Raw genomic sequence first — 17777 nt, 5'->3', positions numbered from 1 at the left:
TGGACTTTGCCGATTTCCTAATTAAGCGTTATGTTGATAAATATATTTTTTTAATTGTTTTAAAATAATTCTGCGTGTCATTATACCGACAAATGTGCCTTCGTCATCGACAACACATAAAAAGGCATGGTTTATGACTAAATCAAGGGCACGTTGGAACGTATCGGAAACTTTTAAATACACTACTTCTTGATTCATTACTTCATCGACACGAATATCGGCCAATTTATCATATTCAATTCGCTCTAATCCTAAAATCGACTCTGTAATCATTTTTGTACTTAATAATCCTTTTAAACGATACTTTACGTCTAATACTGGAATGGAAGAATATCCGGTTTTCGTTAATACTAATAATGCATGTTCAGCGCTATTGCCACTTTGTACATGTGCTACCTTCTCAGATGAAATAATAAAGTCTTTAATAGGCATATCTAGTAAAGCTCTGTTGTTCGTTGAAATCATGACATTCTACTCCTTTTTCCCGCTAATAACAAGTAGCCCATAGTCAATAACCTAAAACCACTACCGTCATTCGTATGTTTTGCCCTATGACAAAACAACTTCTCTCATACTTATAATACCATACCAATCAACTTTATTACTAAGAAAGGTGCCTATTCAAAAAAAGAAAAAGCATAATAAGACGAGTAAAAACGTCTCATTATGCATAAAAGTCAGTATCCTCTTGCCCAATAATAGAAAATAATAATTCCGGTAAATGCTCCAAAAACAACATAGGATAAAATAATCGGATTAAGTAAAAATGGGTGCTCCTGAATTTCTTCAGGCACTTCGGAATCCCGTTCCTCCCCGCTATCTTCTATATTGTGACCAACACGAACCGTCAAATAGTAGCCAATAAAACTAAGAAGAAACACAACGAAAATCGTTGGATATAGCCACATACCTATCGCGATCGCCTCCTTCCACGATTAGCAATAGTATGTAGCAATTAATGGCAGACTATACTTTTTAGAATGGATGTTGATTCAGCCATTGACCACCGTCCAATGTGATGCACTCACCATTTAAATAACTTGCTTTATTAGATAGCATAAATGTCGCTAAATCCGCAATTTCTTCTGGTGTACCAAGTCGTTTTAATGGTACAGAATTAATTGTACGTTTTGCCTGTTCCTCTGATTCCCATAATTTATCTGCTCCACCTGTACGCTCAATTGGACCTGGAGCAATTGCATTCACCCGAATACCATATTGTCCTCCCCATTCAACAGCTAGTGAACGCGTCATTGATAATACACCCGCTTTGGCAGCAGCAGAATGAACAACTCCTGCGCCTGCACCCCAAGCATATGTTGCAACCATATTTAGAATGGAACCTTTAATACCGTTTTCAATCCAGTAACGTCCTACTGCTGATGAACAATAAAATGTACCATTTAAAACAATATCAATAACCGCTTTCCAACCATTTGGCGATAATTTTTCAGCGTGCACTATAAAGTTCCCCGCAGCATTATTGACTAAGCCGTCTACTTGTCCAAATTTTTCAACAGCAAAAGCGACCATTGCCTGAGCATGCTCTGGTTCACGGACATCCATTTGAAATACCTCAATAGTAGAACCAAATGCTAATATTTCTTTCTTTGCATTTTCAAGGCGTTCTATATCGCGTCCGGTAATCACTATGTTGGCACCTTCTTTCACGAATTGCTTCGCCATGCCAAGTCCCATCCCGCTAGATCCACCTGTAATAATAATTGTCTTATTTTGTAGCATTCCATACATCCCCTTTGCATATAAAATGAACAACCATTCATATTTATATTTTACTACAGTGGAGTGTAAATACCTACTAAAATATGAATATTTCTGTTTCATGCGATATTCTTCTAGTTTCATACTATAGATAAACTCGAAGAAATTCGGGATTGCCTACAGTCTTTTTAATTAAAATAAAGTTAACTAATGAAAACCGTTGATTTCCATTCCGGGACCGATGCTTTCCCCGGGCACGGCTCCAGCTAACTAAATTGAGCCTACAACGGCAGGCACAATTTAGTGGATCTTCCGCGCGCGCTTATTCCCGGTGGAGTCACGGTCCCTCCACTTCAATCAACTTATTCATCGCTTTAAATAAAGTGAGATACGATATCTACGATGACTAGTAATCAATTCAAATCAATCCATGAACAACTTATTCCTGCTAAGCATCTAGTAAAAATTTATAATAAAAAGACAAAAGGCCTCTCGAGACATTTTGTCGACAATCTAAAACTACTATGAATTTTTTTATCCATAGTAGTTTCACTTTGTTTATTCCTCAACAATCGTACCAAGCGATTCGATTAAAAAGATTTCCTGACTATTAATGCGAAGTTCACTATTATGATCTTCTTTATAATGGTAATTACCATTCGAGTCTTGGATTCTTGCCTTTTGATTATCCTCTATTTGTGTAAGCATAATGCGTTGGATACGTTCTTTAATTTCATCGGAGTATATCGGGAATAGTATTTCTACACGCTTAATCATATTCCTAGTCATCATATCAGCAGACGATAAATATATATTATCCTCTCCATTGTGATGGAACCAGAAAATTCGTGAATGCTCAAGAAATCGCCCTACAATACTTAACACGGTTATATTTTCCGAAATCCCGGGAATGCCAGGTCTAATACAGCAAATCCCTCGGATAATAAGTTCGATTTTCACCCCTGCAATTGATGCCTCATAAAGTTTCATCATTAATTCCTTATCGGTTAAAGAATTCATTTTTGCTCGGATAAAGCCATTGCCGTGCTGTTTATGTAATGCAATTTCCCTTTCGATTAAATTCAGGAACTCATCGCGGATATCAAAAGGAGCAACGACAATATGATTAAATTTCGGTTTACTCGTATAGCCACTCAAATAGTTAAAGAAGTTAGTCGCATCAATGCCGAACTCTTTATTTGATGTAATGATGCCCATATCTGTATAGATTTTCGCTGTTGCATCATTATAATTTCCCGTCCCTAAATGGACGAAACGCTCAATCTTTCCTTGTCTACGACGCACGACAAGTGTAATTTTGGAATGTGTTTTCAAGTTATTCATACCGTAAATTACGAGACAGCCAGCCTGCTCCAGCTGCTTTGCCCAATGTACATTGTTTTCTTCATCAAAGCGGGCCTTAAGCTCCACCAGCACGGTCACTTGCTTACCATTTTCTGCCGCTTGTTTTAATGCTTGTATAATTGGCGAATTTCCGCTAACTCGGTATAACGTTTGCTTAATTGCTAACACACTCGGATCTTCAGCCGCTTCAGAGATAAAGTCGACAATAGGTGCAAATGATTCGAATGGGTGATGGAAAAATAAATCCTGCGTTAATGCTTTTTCATAAATATTTTCATCTGATTGTAGATCTTGGGGTGGTTGTGGAATAAAGCTTTCATATTCTAAATGCTCCCTGCCTACCGAAATTGCTTTTACAAAAGCAAACATGGCTGTTAGATCAAGCGGTCCATCAATTTTAAATACATCGGATTCCTCAATTTCAAACTCATCCAATAAATATTCCAGAACATCATCATTCATCTCACCATCACGCACTTCCAACCGAGAACCAACACCCCATTTACGCTTTTTCAGCTCTTTTTCAATTTCTACTAAAAGATCCTGTGCGCCTTCCTCATGAATCGTTAAATCAGCATTTCTTGTTAAACGAAAAGCTTGAGTCGATTTTACTTTATAACCGAAAAATAAACGGTTTATATTGTTGGATATTACATCCTCCAATAATACGAATACCGTTTCATTCCCCATTGAAGGTACTTTAATAAAACGGTCCAATACAGAAGGAACCTGTACTATTGCCACTCTATCCATATTTTCAGGGTCCGGGATGTTATTTTCCAACCGGACAAGTAAGTTAAGCGTACGTCCTAACAAAGTTGGAAATGGACGATAGGCATCGACCGCAACCGGTGTTAAAACCGGAAAAATCGTTTCTTCGAATAATTCATTCACGAAGTTTTTCTGCTCGGGGTTCAATAACTTCAAATCGCGAATATGCACATTTTCTTTCGGCAATAATCCATATACTAAATGGCGATAAACTTCAGTTTGACGGCGCACTAATGCTTGTGTACGTTCAGCGATTTTTGCAAGTTGCTCTTTCGGTGTCAACCCTGATTTATTTTCAGGTTTGTGGAATCCTGCGCGAATTTGATCTTGCAGCCCTGCTACGCGAACCATAAAAAACTCATCCAGATTCGAACTAAATATTGCCAAAAATTTCAGTCGCTCTAATAACGGATTATTATTATCTTCCGCTTCTTCCAGAACACGCTCATTAAATGCCAGCCAACTCAATTCACGATTATTATAATATTGTGGTTTCGCAATCTCCTCAAGAATATGAATTCGAGCATTCAGTTCCTCATTATTCTCTTCGAAAAAGGAATCCGCTTCAATATTTCTTGTCATTCCTAATTCCACCCTTCTTCTTTGAATAAAAGTTTCACTTCACTTTTGAAAACACGTTCTATATGCTTTTTTTGTTTTTCTGCTTGTGCCAATTCGGCAATAGCCCGTTCTGTTGTAATCACCTCTATTTGAAGGTAATCATTTACTTTTTGTATTGAAAGTTTCTTTACAACATTGCGCTTCGTCATATTCAAGGCATAGATGAATTTCAGGATAGCACCAAAATCTCGAAGCTTTTTCAATTCTTCCTTTGAAATCCACGTTTCATATGGTTTTGCGAATCTTGCAAAGTAATCCCGGTTTTTATAAGATGCGAGTAACGCAAGCTGCACTCGATCTAAATGGGATAAACCAGCTATAGATTGATTTGAAATTAAATAAAATGTATGCTGACTGGATGAATCCAGTTCAATATATTCTCCTATTGCATAAACCTTAGCTGATTTTTTCAAGAGCTGTAAATCAGCATCATTGAATTCAAATAATTTTCCTTTACAACATTGTTCGTAAAAGTTCTCTGTCAGTTTTTCTAATGTGGCGGCTTCTTCTTCAGAACGACCATAGGCTAAAGCAAGCTGCCTGCCGCTCTCTTCAAAAACATTATATTTATTATATGCTTTTGGATTTCCTTGCAAAACACGGCTAATAATAAGCCCTTCCCGCAAACCTTTCTTACTGATCTGAAAACTGTCTGTATTTACAACAGACATAAGCGCTATAAATACTTCGAGAGCGGGTACAATCGTATCTGCACGATCTGAAGAGAGCCCATCTAGTTGTATTAACTCGTCGTACGATAATGCCGTCAAATAACCACCAAGCTTTTTTAACTCGTTAAGCTTTATTTCGTACTGATGAACACCTGATAATGGATAGCCTATTTTCTGTTGATGAACTTGCGCAATATTACGGGCACTACCACCAATTGCAATAACCGGCAATTTAGCATCGACAATCCATTTTAAAGAGGAAAATTGTTCCTGCAAAAAAGTACAAAGTTTCTCACGTTCCTTTTCACTTATGATGGTATTGCCTACAAATTTCTGTTTTAATGTAACGGTCCCAAATGGAAAGCTAATTGTTTTTTGAAGTTTTTTATTCGTAAACAAAGTAATTTCTGTAGAACCCCCACCAATATCTATTGTTACTGCAGAAGGGGTATCCATCGAATGTGCTACTGCAACAAAACCATAATAAGCTTCCTCTTCTTCTGATAATATATCTACATTAATGCCCGTCTCTTCTTTCATTCGGTGAATGATTGCCTCATTATTTAACGCTTGGCGTACCGCAGCAGTCGCCGCAGCCTTAACATCTGTCACTTCATAATCTGCCAATATTAATCGAAATGACTTTAACGTTTCTGCCAGTAATTTTATCCCCTCTTCGGACATTTCTCCATTCGGCATAAGATACGTGCGCAGACGTGCTACTGTCTTTATATTTCCAAATTCTTTTAAGCCTTCATTTTTACTATAAGAATAGAGTACAAGTCGAATTGTATTTGAACCTATATCAATAATTGCTGTTTTTAAATTTTTCATAGGTGCATATCGCCTCCTTTTTCATGTTTCTAGTTCACAAGTGGATATTATGATCGAATAACTATACAAAAATAGCCGGAATTACTTTTACAAGTACCCGGCTTTTTCATTATTTTATACATTTTAAAAGGAAGTATCAATTTATTGTATGGGTTTTACAAAATCAGCTTGTCCATACGTAAAATTAATTCTGTAATTTCCGGCTTGGAAATTTGGTCTTCTGCTCCTACTTTTTCTCCTTTATGACGTAAATCGTCGGTAATTAAGCTGGAGAAAATAATTACAGGGAGCTTTTGTAAATCCGGATGGGATTTAATTTTCTTCGTTAAATGATGCCCATCCATTTGGGGCATTTCAATATCTGTAACAACCATTTGGACATACTTTTCAATTTCTTTATCCGCTTTGGCTAGCGCTTCCAAATAATCGTATGCATCACGACCGTTTTCAAAAAACTCTGTATTAACATAGCCTGCTTCGTTCATCGTATCGAACAATAGTTTACGCAGCAACGGAGAATCTTCAGCAATTATGACTTTCTTTTCAGTTCGCTCACGCTTACCAAGCTTTTTCACCGCTTCTACACTGATACTCGATTCAGGATTAATATCCACCATTATTTTTTCAAAGTCTAAAAGTAATATCATTTCATCGTTATGCTTAATAACACCTATTACTTGTGATGTCCCGCCCTGATACATATCAGAAGGCTTTTCGATTTGATCCCAGGAAATACGGTGAATTTGCGTAACATTATCTACATGAAATACTACACGTTGCTTATTAAATTCTGCCACAATATACTTTTGCTGTGGATTTCGGTTTTCTGTTGGTATTCCCAACACTTTCAGCATATCAACTACCGGCAACACTTCTCCGCGTAATTGTATAATTCCCTCTACATGTGGATGTGCATGTGGAATAAATGTGACTGGAATTGGTTGAATAATTTCCTTAACTTTAATTACATTAATACCAAATTTATTATTTGCTACTTCAAATTCAACAATTTCAAGTTCATTCGTTCCACTTTCCAGTAAAATCCCTTTTTGTTTTTCCAATACATGCCTCTCCTTCCAAACTCCCAGGTTAACAATAACTCTATTGTATCATGCGGCATTTGTATCTACTATAAATATTATGTCAAATTACTTACTTATAAAATTCAACTAATGCCTGAGTACCGTTATCACCATAACCTTCTTCAAGCAATTGATCATACATCGATTTGGCTAAGGCCAAACCTGGGAGTTGGAGGTTCATGCGCTCTGCTTCATCAAGAGCAATCTTCATATCTTTAATTATATGTTTAATATAAAAACCTGGCTCCAAATTACCCTGAAGTATACGAGGCGCAAGGTTTGATAAGGACCATGAGCCTGCAGCACCGGCTGTAATCGAGCGAAGAACATCATCCATCGAAAGACCCGCCTTAAGTCCGTAAGCCATCGATTCGCATACCCCTATCATTCCTGAGGCAATTGCTATTTGGTTGCACATTTTCGTATGTTGCCCATTTCCGGCTTCACCCTGATAAATTATATTTTGACCAAACACTTCGAAAACAGGCTTCATTTTTTCGAAGATATTAAAGTCTCCTCCAACCATAAGGGATAGGGTTCCATTCTTTGCGCCAATATCGCCACCCGAAACAGGTGCATCTAAACTATGTAGACCTTTACTTTTTGCCTCATTATAAATTTTTTTCGCAAAAGTTGGTTCGGAAGTAGTCATATCAACAAGAATCGTATCTTCTTTTACAACAGAGAAAATTCCACCGGTACCAAAATACACTTCTTCAACATCTTTTGGATATCCAACCATCGTAAATATAATATGTTGATCTTTACTAGCCTCTGCGGGTGAAGATGCCCACATCGCGCCTAATGCAATTAGCTCTTCCGCTTTACTTTTTGTTCTTGTATATATCGTAACTTCATGACCTGCATTGAGTAAATGCTTTACTATGCTTGCTCCCATTACCCCTGTGCCAATGAAGCCAATTTTTTGTGATTTCATAACTATTCCCCTTTAGTATTTTCTTTTATTTTAACAAAACTAGAATAAACTTCAATGTCAGTAATTTCTAAAAATTGCGAATAACATTAATTATTTTGCAAAAAAAAGAGAGCAGTAGCGTTTTTTCCGCTTCTACTCTAAAGGGGGAAATGAGAATGTTGCTGTGTTCAAAGTTATTATTCCCCCATGTTAGAAATTTAAACATAAATTTATAAATTATTTTCATTCGCCGAGTGTATAAATATTTTTGCATTTTGCGATTGATCAAAAGCATTCATTAAGCGATCAACTTGCTTGCTTAACTGAAGGGTAATATCACTTTGTAATCCATTTTCCAAGCCTGATTGAATCATTTGTTTCCGTTTCAATTCAATTTCGATTAGTAGCGCCGTATCCCGTATTGCTCTACCCAACCCTACACCCTCCTCATCATAGTGAATTACCATTATTATACTCTCTTTGTAAGGATCTTACAAAAAAATCATTATGCAAAATTCGACAATATTATGTTCTTGGATTTTCTAAAAATGTGTATTCAACGTCTCCGCCTTGCTTTGCTATCCCGCGGAAATGTTTAAATTGTGGATCGTTTACCAGATGTTCACGAAAATGTAAAAAATCACTCTTCTTAATTAATATAGACTTGACTTCTCCATTTCGTAATTGATCTAGTATCGCTTGATAGTCACCCATTTAATCACACTTCCTCTTCTAATTTTCTTATTATTATCCCATAAATTAAACTCCTATTCTAAAAGAAAAAATAAATAAATAATATTAAAATGACAAAATTATTCAAACTAACAGAACTTTATAGTATAATTTCAAACAAACTGTTATTTATTAGTCGATGAAGGGGCTGACTGTGTATGAAAATTGCTGAAGTTGGAAATATAATCGAGTTTAAAGACGGCATAAAAGGTGTCGTTGAAAAGGTGAATGAGAATTCAGTCATTGTAGATATTACAATTACGGATAATTTTCATGATTTAGAAATGGAAGAAAAAACAGTTGTTAATCACAAACGGTATAAAATATTAGCTAATAACGAATAATTTAATGCAAAATACCCTTTTTAACATTGAGATGATGATAAAAGGGGTATTTTTTGTTAACATACGTAAAGGAGGCTGAATTCATTGAAAAACAAGAAACAAACCATTACTCTCCTTGTGGCATTAGTTTTTATTTTTAGTATGATGTATTTTACATTTTATGAGAAATCCGTTTTTTGGTATTTATATGCGTTTACATTGCTAGTAGGAATTGCGATAAGTTTAGTGGCGGGAAAATTTGAAGACCGTATTCCGACCTGGCAGTATTTGATTTTTGGTATAGGTTATGGAACGATTACATATGGTCTCGTAAAACTCGGCTATATGCTAATGCCTTATATCGATAAAAATGCTGTAAATGAAATTACGAAATTCCTGGATGTATACGGTCCACAAAATATTTTCCATTACCTGCTGTTAATTTTTATAGTTGCAGTTGGAGAAGAAATGTTTTGGCGTGGCTATGTACAACAACAATTAAAACAGTTCACATCACCTTTTTGGGCCGTTATTGTTACTTCTATTTTATTTTCACTTTCACTAGCGCTTAGCGGCTTTATGCCAGGTGCGTTAGCAGCAATTGTTGCAGGTATTTTATGGGGTACACTATACGAATGGAAGAAAAGCTTACCGCTAATTATCGTTTCACATATCGTGTTTGTTTTACTATTATTTTTAGTTTTACCTTTATTCTGATACAATAAAAGCAGAAACTTATCTTTCCAAATTCCGTCTATACATTTAAAAGGGGGAGCATTATGAAAAAATCATTAACAGCAATCAGTGCAGCACTTATACTTTCTACTGCATTAGCAGCATGTAATACCGATACAGAGGAACTTATTACGAAAGCGGCAAATGAAGAACAGTTAGAAAATGAGCAAGTTCAAAGTGATGAACAGCAAGAAGAACAGCAAGAGGAAAATACGGAGTCTGCAGAACCAGCTGAAGAACCGAAAAATGAGCAAGATGTAAAGAAAGAAGAGATTACTACATTAACTTATTCTTCTAATAATCAGCCTTTTACTGAGGAAGTAGTTGAAGCGAAAAGTGAAGAAATGAATTATACAATTCAGCATTTTGAAGATTACTCTTTAGTAGCAGAGGAACCTGGTGTTGATCATCTAATTTTTAATAAAGATGACGAACTTTCAATGCAAATTGAAGTTATTAATAAAGAAGAAGCTACTTTTGAGCAAATAAAAGCAACAGCAAAAGAAACAATTTCTGCAATTGCACCGGATAATTTAAAGGAACTAGAATTTTCAACTATTTTAACAGAACGTCCAGAAATTCTGAATATTACGGGATATGAAGGCGTAGTAGATGGTGAAAAAGTGGTAAAAGTAGTGCTTGAACGATCTAATTTAATTGCCGCATTAACTATTTACGATAAACCACAAGCAGACTTAATGGATGCCTTTATCCAAATGGGTTTAACTATTCAATAAAAGATAAGGGAAAGTAAAATTCATTTTTTGTATAATCAACAAATGTTAAAGGGGGCTGTATTAAAAGTCAATTCGACTTTAAATACAGCCCCCTTTCTATTAGAACTCCAACTATTAATATATTCTGTTCTCTATTTAATAGGATAAATCTTTTATAGATAAGCCGAGTTTTTTTAGCAATTCTATTGCTGTTTGTTTTTCTTCTCCTGATAAAGCATCCAGTAACGCATGTAAATGCTGCTCATGTTCTGGAAATAACTTGTCCATGAATTCAGAACCTAAATCGGTAATTTCCGCATATGTTACACGTCGATCGTTTGGACACGATATCCGAGCCAAAAACTCGCGTTTCTCCAATTTATCAACCACATACGTAATCGAACCACTTGCCAATAAGATTTTTGTTCCTATTTGCTGCAATGGTTGACGGCCTTTATGGTATAAAAGTTCGAGAACTGCGAATTCTGTTGGGTTTAATCCATTTTTTTGTATAAATTGATTCGTCGCTTCATTTATCGCTTTATGCGCTCTTGATAATACAATAAATAATTTCAACGATTGTTTTACTTCCTCTGAAGCCATAAATACCATCCTCTATTTTGAGTAATATGCTTATTATAGCGATGGATTGAAAGTTTTGTCAAAATCACTTCATATTCGCTGAAATTCTACTCTCACCTATTTTGTAGGCATGTATCGGGTTCATAAATTCTCTATTACTTTGTGGATTAAATTCAATGATAAAGTTTGAACCTACACCAACCTCACTCTCAATATGAAGAATCGCATTATGCTCTTTTATAACAGACTGAACGAGCAAAAGCCCTAATCCGGAACCATATTCTTTCGTAGTAAAGAATGGGTTCAATGCATTTTCCAAGTCCAAAGAGTCCATACCTTTCCCACTATCTTTTATAGAGAGCTTAATAGAGGAATCTTTAGAATATATTAATTTCACAACAATATAATTATTGCATTCCACTGATTCTATAGCATTTTTAAGTATATTTATAACCATTTGTTTTAAACGGCTATAATCCCCCATCATTGTATATTCGATTTCTTCATCATATTCAAATACAATCATCGCATCGGTCGTCATTGCTGTCGGTTGCATAAGTTGAATAGCTTCATCCACAAGTACTTTCATATCCAGGCTTTTAAACACTTGCTTCTTAGGTTTTGCAATACTTAATAAGTCTACAAGCAAGTCATCCATTCTTTTTAGTTCCGATTCTACAATTTGAAAATAAGGATTTTGCTCCTCATTTAAACTGCTTTTAATCATTTGAATAAATCCTTGGATAGAAGTCATTGGATTGCGGATTTCATGCGCAATCGATGCAATATTTTGACCAATGAAAGATAACGACTGCTGATGCTCAATCTTTTTAAGCAGCATCATTTCTTCTGTTTGATCAATGATTGTTGTTACCAAAAGCCCCAGATTTTCATCTACTTTACTTATGAAATTCAAATAAACCGTTTTCCCGTCAGCTGTTTCTTTTTTTACAAAGAGGCTGGCCATTTCACGATTTGAAATCTTTTTATAGTATTGGACAATAACCGACGATTCATAGTGGCAATCTTCAAATAGATAATCATAGCTGCGGTTTTCTATTTGCGCAGGCTTTCTATCCAATAAATGTAAAGCCATTTCGTTCACCGATAATATCTTTCCATCTAACATCGTTAATATTACACCCTGAGCCATTCCATTAATCAAATTCTGGAAAACGATCATATCGTTTTTTTCTTCAAAAGAAATAACATTTGAAGGATTTAATTGAATTCGTGTAAAAATTAGCTGCTTCTGCTGAAGATAGTATCCCCAAATCTTAATTGGCATTTTTTGATGATATTTATTTACTAAAAATAAAGTTGTACTAGAAGTTGAATTTTCTATTACGGTGCGTATAAATCGTTCCCATTCGCTATTATTTTTATCAGTGTTACTCCAAAAGTTTGAAAGAAGATGCACAGACTTTAAAGTTTCTTCCGCCTTTTTATTGATAAACTCCAAATTTCCTTGGCGATTAAAGATAATAATTTGCTCACTCGATTCATTAAAAAGCGCTTCTACCATCATAGGTGATTTTCCTTCCAATACATTATTTCCTCCATTTTTTAGAAGTTATAGAATTTTCTGATATATACTTATTATTATTATATTATTCCATATTTGTAATTGTAATAAAATGGGTATATTCTCCCATATTGTTTGAAGCTGTTTACACTGCTACAATAGAGTGTATGAAGAGGAGAATAAAATAATGAAAATCATATTAAGTACACTTAACGCAAAATATATTCATACAAATTTAGCGATTCGCTATTTAAAAGCAGCAGCACTACCTGAATTCGACTGTGAGCTTGCTGAATATACTATTAAAGACCCGGCTTTCAACATCGTATCCGACCTTTTCCAAAAGAAACCAGATGTTGTCGGATTCAGCTGTTATATTTGGAATATTAATGAGACGATTGCGGTAATTCGTATGCTAAAAACGGTTTTGCCCAATGTCAAAATTGTATTAGGTGGTCCGGAAGTTTCTTACGATGTCCATGAATGGGTTCGCAAACATGAAGAAATTGACTTCATTATTATGGGTGAAGGTGAAGTTTCATTTAAAGAAATGCTTCGCCACTTCAATGGTGAGATTCCTCTCGACAAAGTGCCGGGCATTTGCTATTTAGAAGAAGGCAAATTAAAAATCCATGCACAGCCACCCAAAATCGATTTGCGGGAAATTGCTTCCCCTTTCCGATTTGAAGAAGATTTACCTCACTTAGGTAAACGGATTCAATATATTGAAACGAGCCGTGGCTGTCCATTTAGCTGTCAATTCTGCTTATCTTCTATTGAAGTTGGAGTTCGCTATTTCAACCGTGAGAAGATTAAAGAAGATATTCGCTACTTAATGAATAACGGGGCAAAAACGATTAAATTCGTAGACCGTACCTTTAATATTAGTCGTAGTTATGCGATGGAAATGTTTCAGTTTTTAATCGATGAACATCAGCCAGGTGTCGTATTCCAATTCGAAATTACGGCGGACATTATGCGTCCTGAAGTCATCCAATTTTTAAATGACAATGCACCTAAAGGGTTGTTCCGTTTTGAAATTGGTGTCCAGTCAACTAATGACTTGACGAACGACCTTGTAAAACGTCGTCAAAACTTCGAGAAGCTTACTCGTACTGTAACAATGGTAAAGGAAGGCGGCAAAATCGATCAGCATTTGGATTTAATTGCCGGTCTGCCTGAAGAAGACTATGCGTCATTCCGCAAAACATTCAATGATGTATTTGCAATGCGTCCTGAAGAATTACAGCTTGGTTTCCTAAAACTGCTACGTGGGACAGGCTTACGATTGGAAGCAGAAAAATATGGCTACACATATGTTGATATTTCGCCATATGAAATTTTCTCAAATAATGTGTTAACTTTTGATGATATCGTACGTATTAAACATGCAGAAGACGTACTAGAGAAATATTGGAATGCACATCGTATGGACAATACGATTGAATATTTAGTAACAAAAGTATTTGAAACGCCATTCGACTTCTTCCAAAGCTTCGGCACATACTGGGAAACAAAAGGCTGGTCACGAATTGGGCATCAGCTAGAGGATTTATTCCGTCGCTTACTTGAGTTTCTGCAAACGGTCGATCACGCAGATTTAGAAGTAATTACAAGCTTGATGAAATACGATTTCCTTCAAGGCCAGCAGTTCCAGCCGCGTAAACTATGGTGGGACGATCGCCTTTCAGAGGATGAGATGAAGGATGTCTATGCACGCATTAAAGAAACTCCTTCTCTTGTAGGCGAGGAATTTGAAGCAATGCAAATTACTGAACGCGAATTATTCAAACACTCATTAATTATTCCGTTCCACATTGATTTAGAAAATTACGAAGTCGGTGTACCGCAAAAGAAGATAGGCTATTTATTCACATACTTCCGCAATGGACAACAGCCATACTTCAGCACATTCAATTAATTTAAAAACGCTGCAAACTCTTAATAGGGAGTGTGCAGCGTTTTTTATAAAGCGAAAACTTATTGCTTATTCGATTTAGAATCATCCGTTTGCTTTTCATGATGTGTATTTTTATATTGTTCTTCTGTTAAATCATTATCTTCGCGAAGATCCAAATCATCCGGGTTTAATTCCGGTCCTACCTCTTCTCGCATATTTTGCCGGTCATTCCCTTTCTTTTTCTCCATGCTTATCACCTCCGTTCAACAAATTAGCTTATAGAGCTATCATCTATTCCATCAAAGTGGTGGAGCATAGTTTCAGACAGCCTATTCGTTTTATACCCTAAAAAAGAGGGCATAATTCAAATAAAAGAGAGGAGTGTATTTTTTGAAAATAATTTTGGTAGTGTCAAGTATTATTGTTCCGCTTATTATGGTTTATATAAGAAATAAAATTAGTAAGTCAGCAATTTTATTTAATATATTGGCAGTTATTTTTGTTATCATTTTCGGTAGCATTGCGTCCACTTCTATTTATCAGATCATTATTGACGATGCTGTATTTATGACAAAAATTCATGGTCTATTTTTAAATGAACTTTTTTTAATTTCCGGTGCGTACATTGGTATATTCGTTATTTATCGATTAATGGTTCTTACAATGAAGGAGCGATAAATTTATTACTGTAATATAAAGAGGCTGGGACATACCCCAAAAACGCCATTTTTCTCCGAGAGAAAAATGACGTTTTTTTGCTATGTATAAAAATTGATTTCCATTCCGGGACGCTTTCCGCGGGCACGGCCTGAGCCTGTAGTCTCAGGCGTCGTGCTTTTCCCGCTGGAGTCGCCCTCCATTCCAATCAATTTAATGGAGTATCCGCTTCTTATTGTGAGTTTTATCTATTCCAATCAAATTTTCATTTCTGTCCCAGCCCCTTTGCTTAAAATTATATTCAGATAGATTTTAACCAATAATAATTCGCTCTTTAGGATAATGGTATTTCTTCTTACTGGATGAACCACCAATTGTATAGAGGAATGAAATTAAACCAACCCGGCCTACAAACATGAGTGCCATAATCACCATTTTTCCAAAGGCGGTCAGATCTTCTGTTATGCCAAGAGACATCCCACACGTTCCGAAAGCCGAGGTTATTTCAAATAGGACTTCCATCATTGTCGCACGTGTTTCTGTAATAAATAATACCATCGCCGCCCCCAATACCATTATTATGGCAAAAATTAATACGGCAAAAGAGCGGGAAACATCAATAAGGTGAATTTCACGATTAAATACTTGAATTTCGGACTGTCCACGGGCAAATGCAATTAAAAATAAAATAACTATCGCAAAGGTTGTCGTACGAATTCCCCCACCAACAGAACTCGGTGATGCCCCGATAAACATGAGCACACTCATAAAGAGCTGAGTCGCTTCATTAAATGTGGTGACATCATATGTTGTTAAACCCGCAGATCTTGTAGAAATCGAATGGAACATTGCAGAAAATGCAGCTTCATGCCATCGCATTCCTTTAAATGACTGAAAGATTTCTATTATAAAAATAACGACAGAACCTAATGCAAATAACGCTACATATGTTACCGTTGTCAGCTTTGTAAATAAACTAAAACGGAATGCAGGATCTTTTTTCAATAAATACGTCTTCACTTCAATTAAAACAGGGAAACCAATTGCCCCTAGGAATATTAAAACCATACAAACAAACTGAACAAAATAGTCATGATGAAATGGCTGTAAACTCATACCAGTAATATCAAATCCCGCGTTCGTCGTTGCAGATATTGCCGCGAATATTCCGTTTATTGCCGCCTCTTCCCACGTAGCAAAATAGCGCTTGAAATGAATAGTCAAAATAAGGGCACCTGTAGCCTCAATCATTATAAGCAGCTTTGCAATTTGACGTATTAATGCAACAACTCCAGAAAGATTGTATTGGTTATGATCAATCATTATTAGTTGGCGTTCGCGCATGCCAATTTTTTTTCCAAACAGTAGCCATAGAAAAGTACCAATTGACATTATACCAATGGCTCCAAATTGTAAGATGAGCAAAATCATTGTCAGCCCAAAGCCGCTGTATGTTTCAGCAACAGTAACCGTTGTTAAACCTGTTACACTGACCGCGCTAACAGCTGTAAAAAGGGTGTCTAAATGTGACACGCTCACACCCTCTATATGAACCCCTGGAATACGTAACAGTAAATATGAAATAAGTATAGCAATAGAATAAAATGTGATTAGTATTTGGAAAGGCGTAATACTTCGCCTTTCTAGTTTTTTAAAAGGCATACAAATGGCCTCCCATATATTGTTACATTCTTTCTAGTATAATAAATTCCATTGAAAATGAAAAGAAGATACTTCATTACAGAAGTATCTCCAAAAATAACAGTTAACTCGCCTGTTCTTTTTTATTTTTATACACACTTACTAAGTAGCCGCCGATTACAAGACCAAGCAGTACTGCCCAGAATATTACTTTCCACATTGTTGAATGTGGGAAATGAGGATCAATAATGGCTAAGCTCTCATGACCTAATGCTAATACGGCCAATTTTACACCTACCCAACCTACAATTAGGAAAGCTGTCGTCTCCAACGTCGGATAGTTATTTAATAGCTTCACGAACATTTGAGCGGCAAATCGCATTATGACAAGTCCGATAAATCCTCCAAGGAACATAACAGCGAATGGACCTGCATTAATACCACCGATATGATAGTCACCGATATGTGGCAATGTAATGGCAATCGCTACAGCTGCAAGCATTGAATCAATCGCAAAAGCGATATCAGCAAGTTCGACTTTTAATACTGTCATCCAGAAGCCTGAACCTTTTCCTTCTTTAATTTCTAAACTTTCATCTTGCTTTTTGAAATGATTATCATATAAATGCTTTATGGAAATGAATAATAAATAAGCGGCACCAAGTGCTTGAATTTCCCAATATTTCGCTAAAAACGTTATTAAAAACAGTGCGATAAAGCGGAACAGGAATGCCCCAAATAATCCGTAAAATAATGCTTTCTTCTGTTGTTCTTTCGGTAAATGTTTTACCATTACCGCCATTACGACTGCATTATCAGCAGCCAATAGCCCTTCAAGGAAAATTAATACAAGTAGTACCCATGCATATTCTAATAAAATTGCTTCCATGAAAGTTTCCCTCCTAATAATTTACTTGTAGCCAAAAATTCCGGCATTTATTAATGATAGTTGAAAAAAATCCACGCATTTTTGCCAAAAAGAAA

The 17777-nt window shown here is 35.9% G+C and carries 19 protein-coding genes; 5 read left to right on the top strand and 14 right to left on the bottom strand.

Annotated features, from left to right (window positions below; translation table 11 throughout):
* Positions 1 to 21: 21 nt before the first annotated feature.
* From cbpB to MHH95_RS08120, 9 genes are all read right to left on the bottom strand, one after another.
* Positions 22 to 465, bottom strand: a complete 444-nt coding sequence (gene cbpB / locus MHH95_RS08160) for a cyclic-di-AMP-binding protein CbpB (RefSeq protein ID WP_191702227.1) — start codon at positions 463 to 465, stop codon at positions 22 to 24.
* Positions 466 to 677: 212 nt separating this feature from the next.
* A complete protein-coding gene (locus tag MHH95_RS08155; RefSeq protein WP_191698569.1) occupies positions 678 to 908 on the bottom strand; it encodes a short-chain dehydrogenase in 231 nt (76 codons plus the stop codon).
* Positions 909 to 975: 67 nt separating this feature from the next.
* Positions 976 to 1743 (bottom strand): 2,4-dienoyl-CoA reductase, encoded by a 768-nt coding sequence (gene fadH, locus MHH95_RS08150; RefSeq protein ID WP_340727113.1) that lies wholly within the window; start codon positions 1741 to 1743, stop codon positions 976 to 978.
* Between the two features lie 537 nt (positions 1744 to 2280).
* Entirely contained in the window at positions 2281 to 4440 is a 2160-nt protein-coding gene (locus MHH95_RS08145; RefSeq protein WP_340727112.1) for an RNA degradosome polyphosphate kinase, read from the bottom strand.
* A 2-nt stretch (positions 4441 to 4442) separates the two neighbouring features.
* Positions 4443 to 5984 carry a Ppx/GppA family phosphatase gene (locus tag MHH95_RS08140; RefSeq protein ID WP_340727111.1) on the bottom strand — a complete coding sequence of 514 codons (1542 nt, stop codon included), beginning with the start codon at positions 5982 to 5984 and terminating at the stop codon, positions 4443 to 4445.
* A gap of 155 nt (positions 5985 to 6139) precedes the next feature.
* Positions 6140 to 7045, bottom strand: a complete 906-nt coding sequence (locus tag MHH95_RS08135) for a chemotaxis protein (RefSeq protein WP_340727110.1) — start codon at positions 7043 to 7045, stop codon at positions 6140 to 6142.
* A 91-nt stretch (positions 7046 to 7136) separates the two neighbouring features.
* On the bottom strand, positions 7137 to 8003 hold the full coding sequence (locus MHH95_RS08130) for an NAD(P)-dependent oxidoreductase (RefSeq protein ID WP_340727109.1): 867 nt from the start codon (positions 8001 to 8003) through the stop codon (positions 7137 to 7139).
* Between the two features lie 209 nt (positions 8004 to 8212).
* A complete protein-coding gene (locus tag MHH95_RS08125) occupies positions 8213 to 8416 on the bottom strand; it encodes an aspartyl-phosphate phosphatase Spo0E family protein (protein WP_340727108.1) in 204 nt (67 codons plus the stop codon).
* 91 nt (positions 8417 to 8507) lie between these two features.
* Positions 8508 to 8696, bottom strand: coding sequence for a hypothetical protein (locus MHH95_RS08120; RefSeq protein ID WP_340727107.1), 189 nt, complete (start codon positions 8694 to 8696; stop codon positions 8508 to 8510).
* Positions 8697 to 8872: 176 nt separating this feature from the next.
* Between MHH95_RS08120 and MHH95_RS08115 the strand changes: the two genes are divergently transcribed.
* The 3 genes from MHH95_RS08115 to MHH95_RS08105 all read left to right on the top strand — a co-directional run bounded on the left by MHH95_RS08115 (position 8873) and on the right by MHH95_RS08105 (position 10509).
* Positions 8873 to 9058, top strand: coding sequence for a YkvS family protein (locus MHH95_RS08115; RefSeq protein ID WP_191698577.1), 186 nt, complete (start codon positions 8873 to 8875; stop codon positions 9056 to 9058).
* Between the two features lie 84 nt (positions 9059 to 9142).
* Entirely contained in the window at positions 9143 to 9754 is a 612-nt protein-coding gene (locus MHH95_RS08110) for a CPBP family intramembrane glutamic endopeptidase (RefSeq protein ID WP_340727106.1), read from the top strand.
* Positions 9755 to 9816: 62 nt separating this feature from the next.
* A complete protein-coding gene (locus MHH95_RS08105; RefSeq protein WP_340727105.1) occupies positions 9817 to 10509 on the top strand; it encodes a chemotaxis protein in 693 nt (230 codons plus the stop codon).
* Positions 10510 to 10644: 135 nt separating this feature from the next.
* On the opposite strand, the gene MHH95_RS08100 is transcribed toward MHH95_RS08105, so the two are convergent.
* Both MHH95_RS08100 and MHH95_RS08095 read right to left on the bottom strand, forming a co-directional pair.
* Positions 10645 to 11091, bottom strand: a complete 447-nt coding sequence (locus tag MHH95_RS08100) for a MarR family winged helix-turn-helix transcriptional regulator (RefSeq protein ID WP_340727104.1) — start codon at positions 11089 to 11091, stop codon at positions 10645 to 10647.
* A gap of 64 nt (positions 11092 to 11155) precedes the next feature.
* A complete protein-coding gene (locus tag MHH95_RS08095) occupies positions 11156 to 12616 on the bottom strand; it encodes an ATP-binding protein (protein ID WP_340727103.1) in 1461 nt (486 codons plus the stop codon).
* A gap of 166 nt (positions 12617 to 12782) precedes the next feature.
* Here MHH95_RS08095 and MHH95_RS08090 point away from each other — a divergent pair, with 166 nt between their 5' ends.
* A complete protein-coding gene (locus MHH95_RS08090) occupies positions 12783 to 14516 on the top strand; it encodes a B12-binding domain-containing radical SAM protein (protein WP_340727102.1) in 1734 nt (577 codons plus the stop codon).
* 59 nt (positions 14517 to 14575) lie between these two features.
* Here the strand turns inward: MHH95_RS08090 and MHH95_RS08085 are convergent, their stop codons facing one another.
* On the bottom strand, positions 14576 to 14743 hold the full coding sequence (locus MHH95_RS08085; protein WP_191698582.1) for a hypothetical protein: 168 nt from the start codon (positions 14741 to 14743) through the stop codon (positions 14576 to 14578).
* A gap of 142 nt (positions 14744 to 14885) precedes the next feature.
* Between MHH95_RS08085 and MHH95_RS08080 the strand changes: the two genes are divergently transcribed.
* Positions 14886 to 15173, top strand: coding sequence for a transposase (locus MHH95_RS08080; protein ID WP_340727101.1), 288 nt, complete (start codon positions 14886 to 14888; stop codon positions 15171 to 15173).
* Positions 15174 to 15464: 291 nt separating this feature from the next.
* On the opposite strand, the gene MHH95_RS08075 is transcribed toward MHH95_RS08080, so the two are convergent.
* Positions 15465 to 16814 carry a TrkH family potassium uptake protein gene (locus tag MHH95_RS08075; protein WP_340727100.1) on the bottom strand — a complete coding sequence of 450 codons (1350 nt, stop codon included), beginning with the start codon at positions 16812 to 16814 and terminating at the stop codon, positions 15465 to 15467.
* Between the two features lie 103 nt (positions 16815 to 16917).
* Positions 16918 to 17682: a TerC family protein gene (locus MHH95_RS08070; protein WP_340727099.1), complete on the bottom strand. Its 765-nt coding sequence runs from the start codon at positions 17680 to 17682 to the stop codon at positions 16918 to 16920.
* Between the last annotated feature and the right edge of the window lie 95 nt (positions 17683 to 17777).

Origin of the sequence: Solibacillus sp. FSL K6-4121 (assembly GCF_038002585.1) — a bacterium.
Lineage (GTDB): Bacteria > Bacillota > Bacilli > Bacillales_A > Planococcaceae > Solibacillus > Solibacillus faecavium.
The sequence above is the reverse complement of the archived record's forward strand: the minus strand, read 5'-3'. Positions and strand labels throughout refer to the sequence as shown.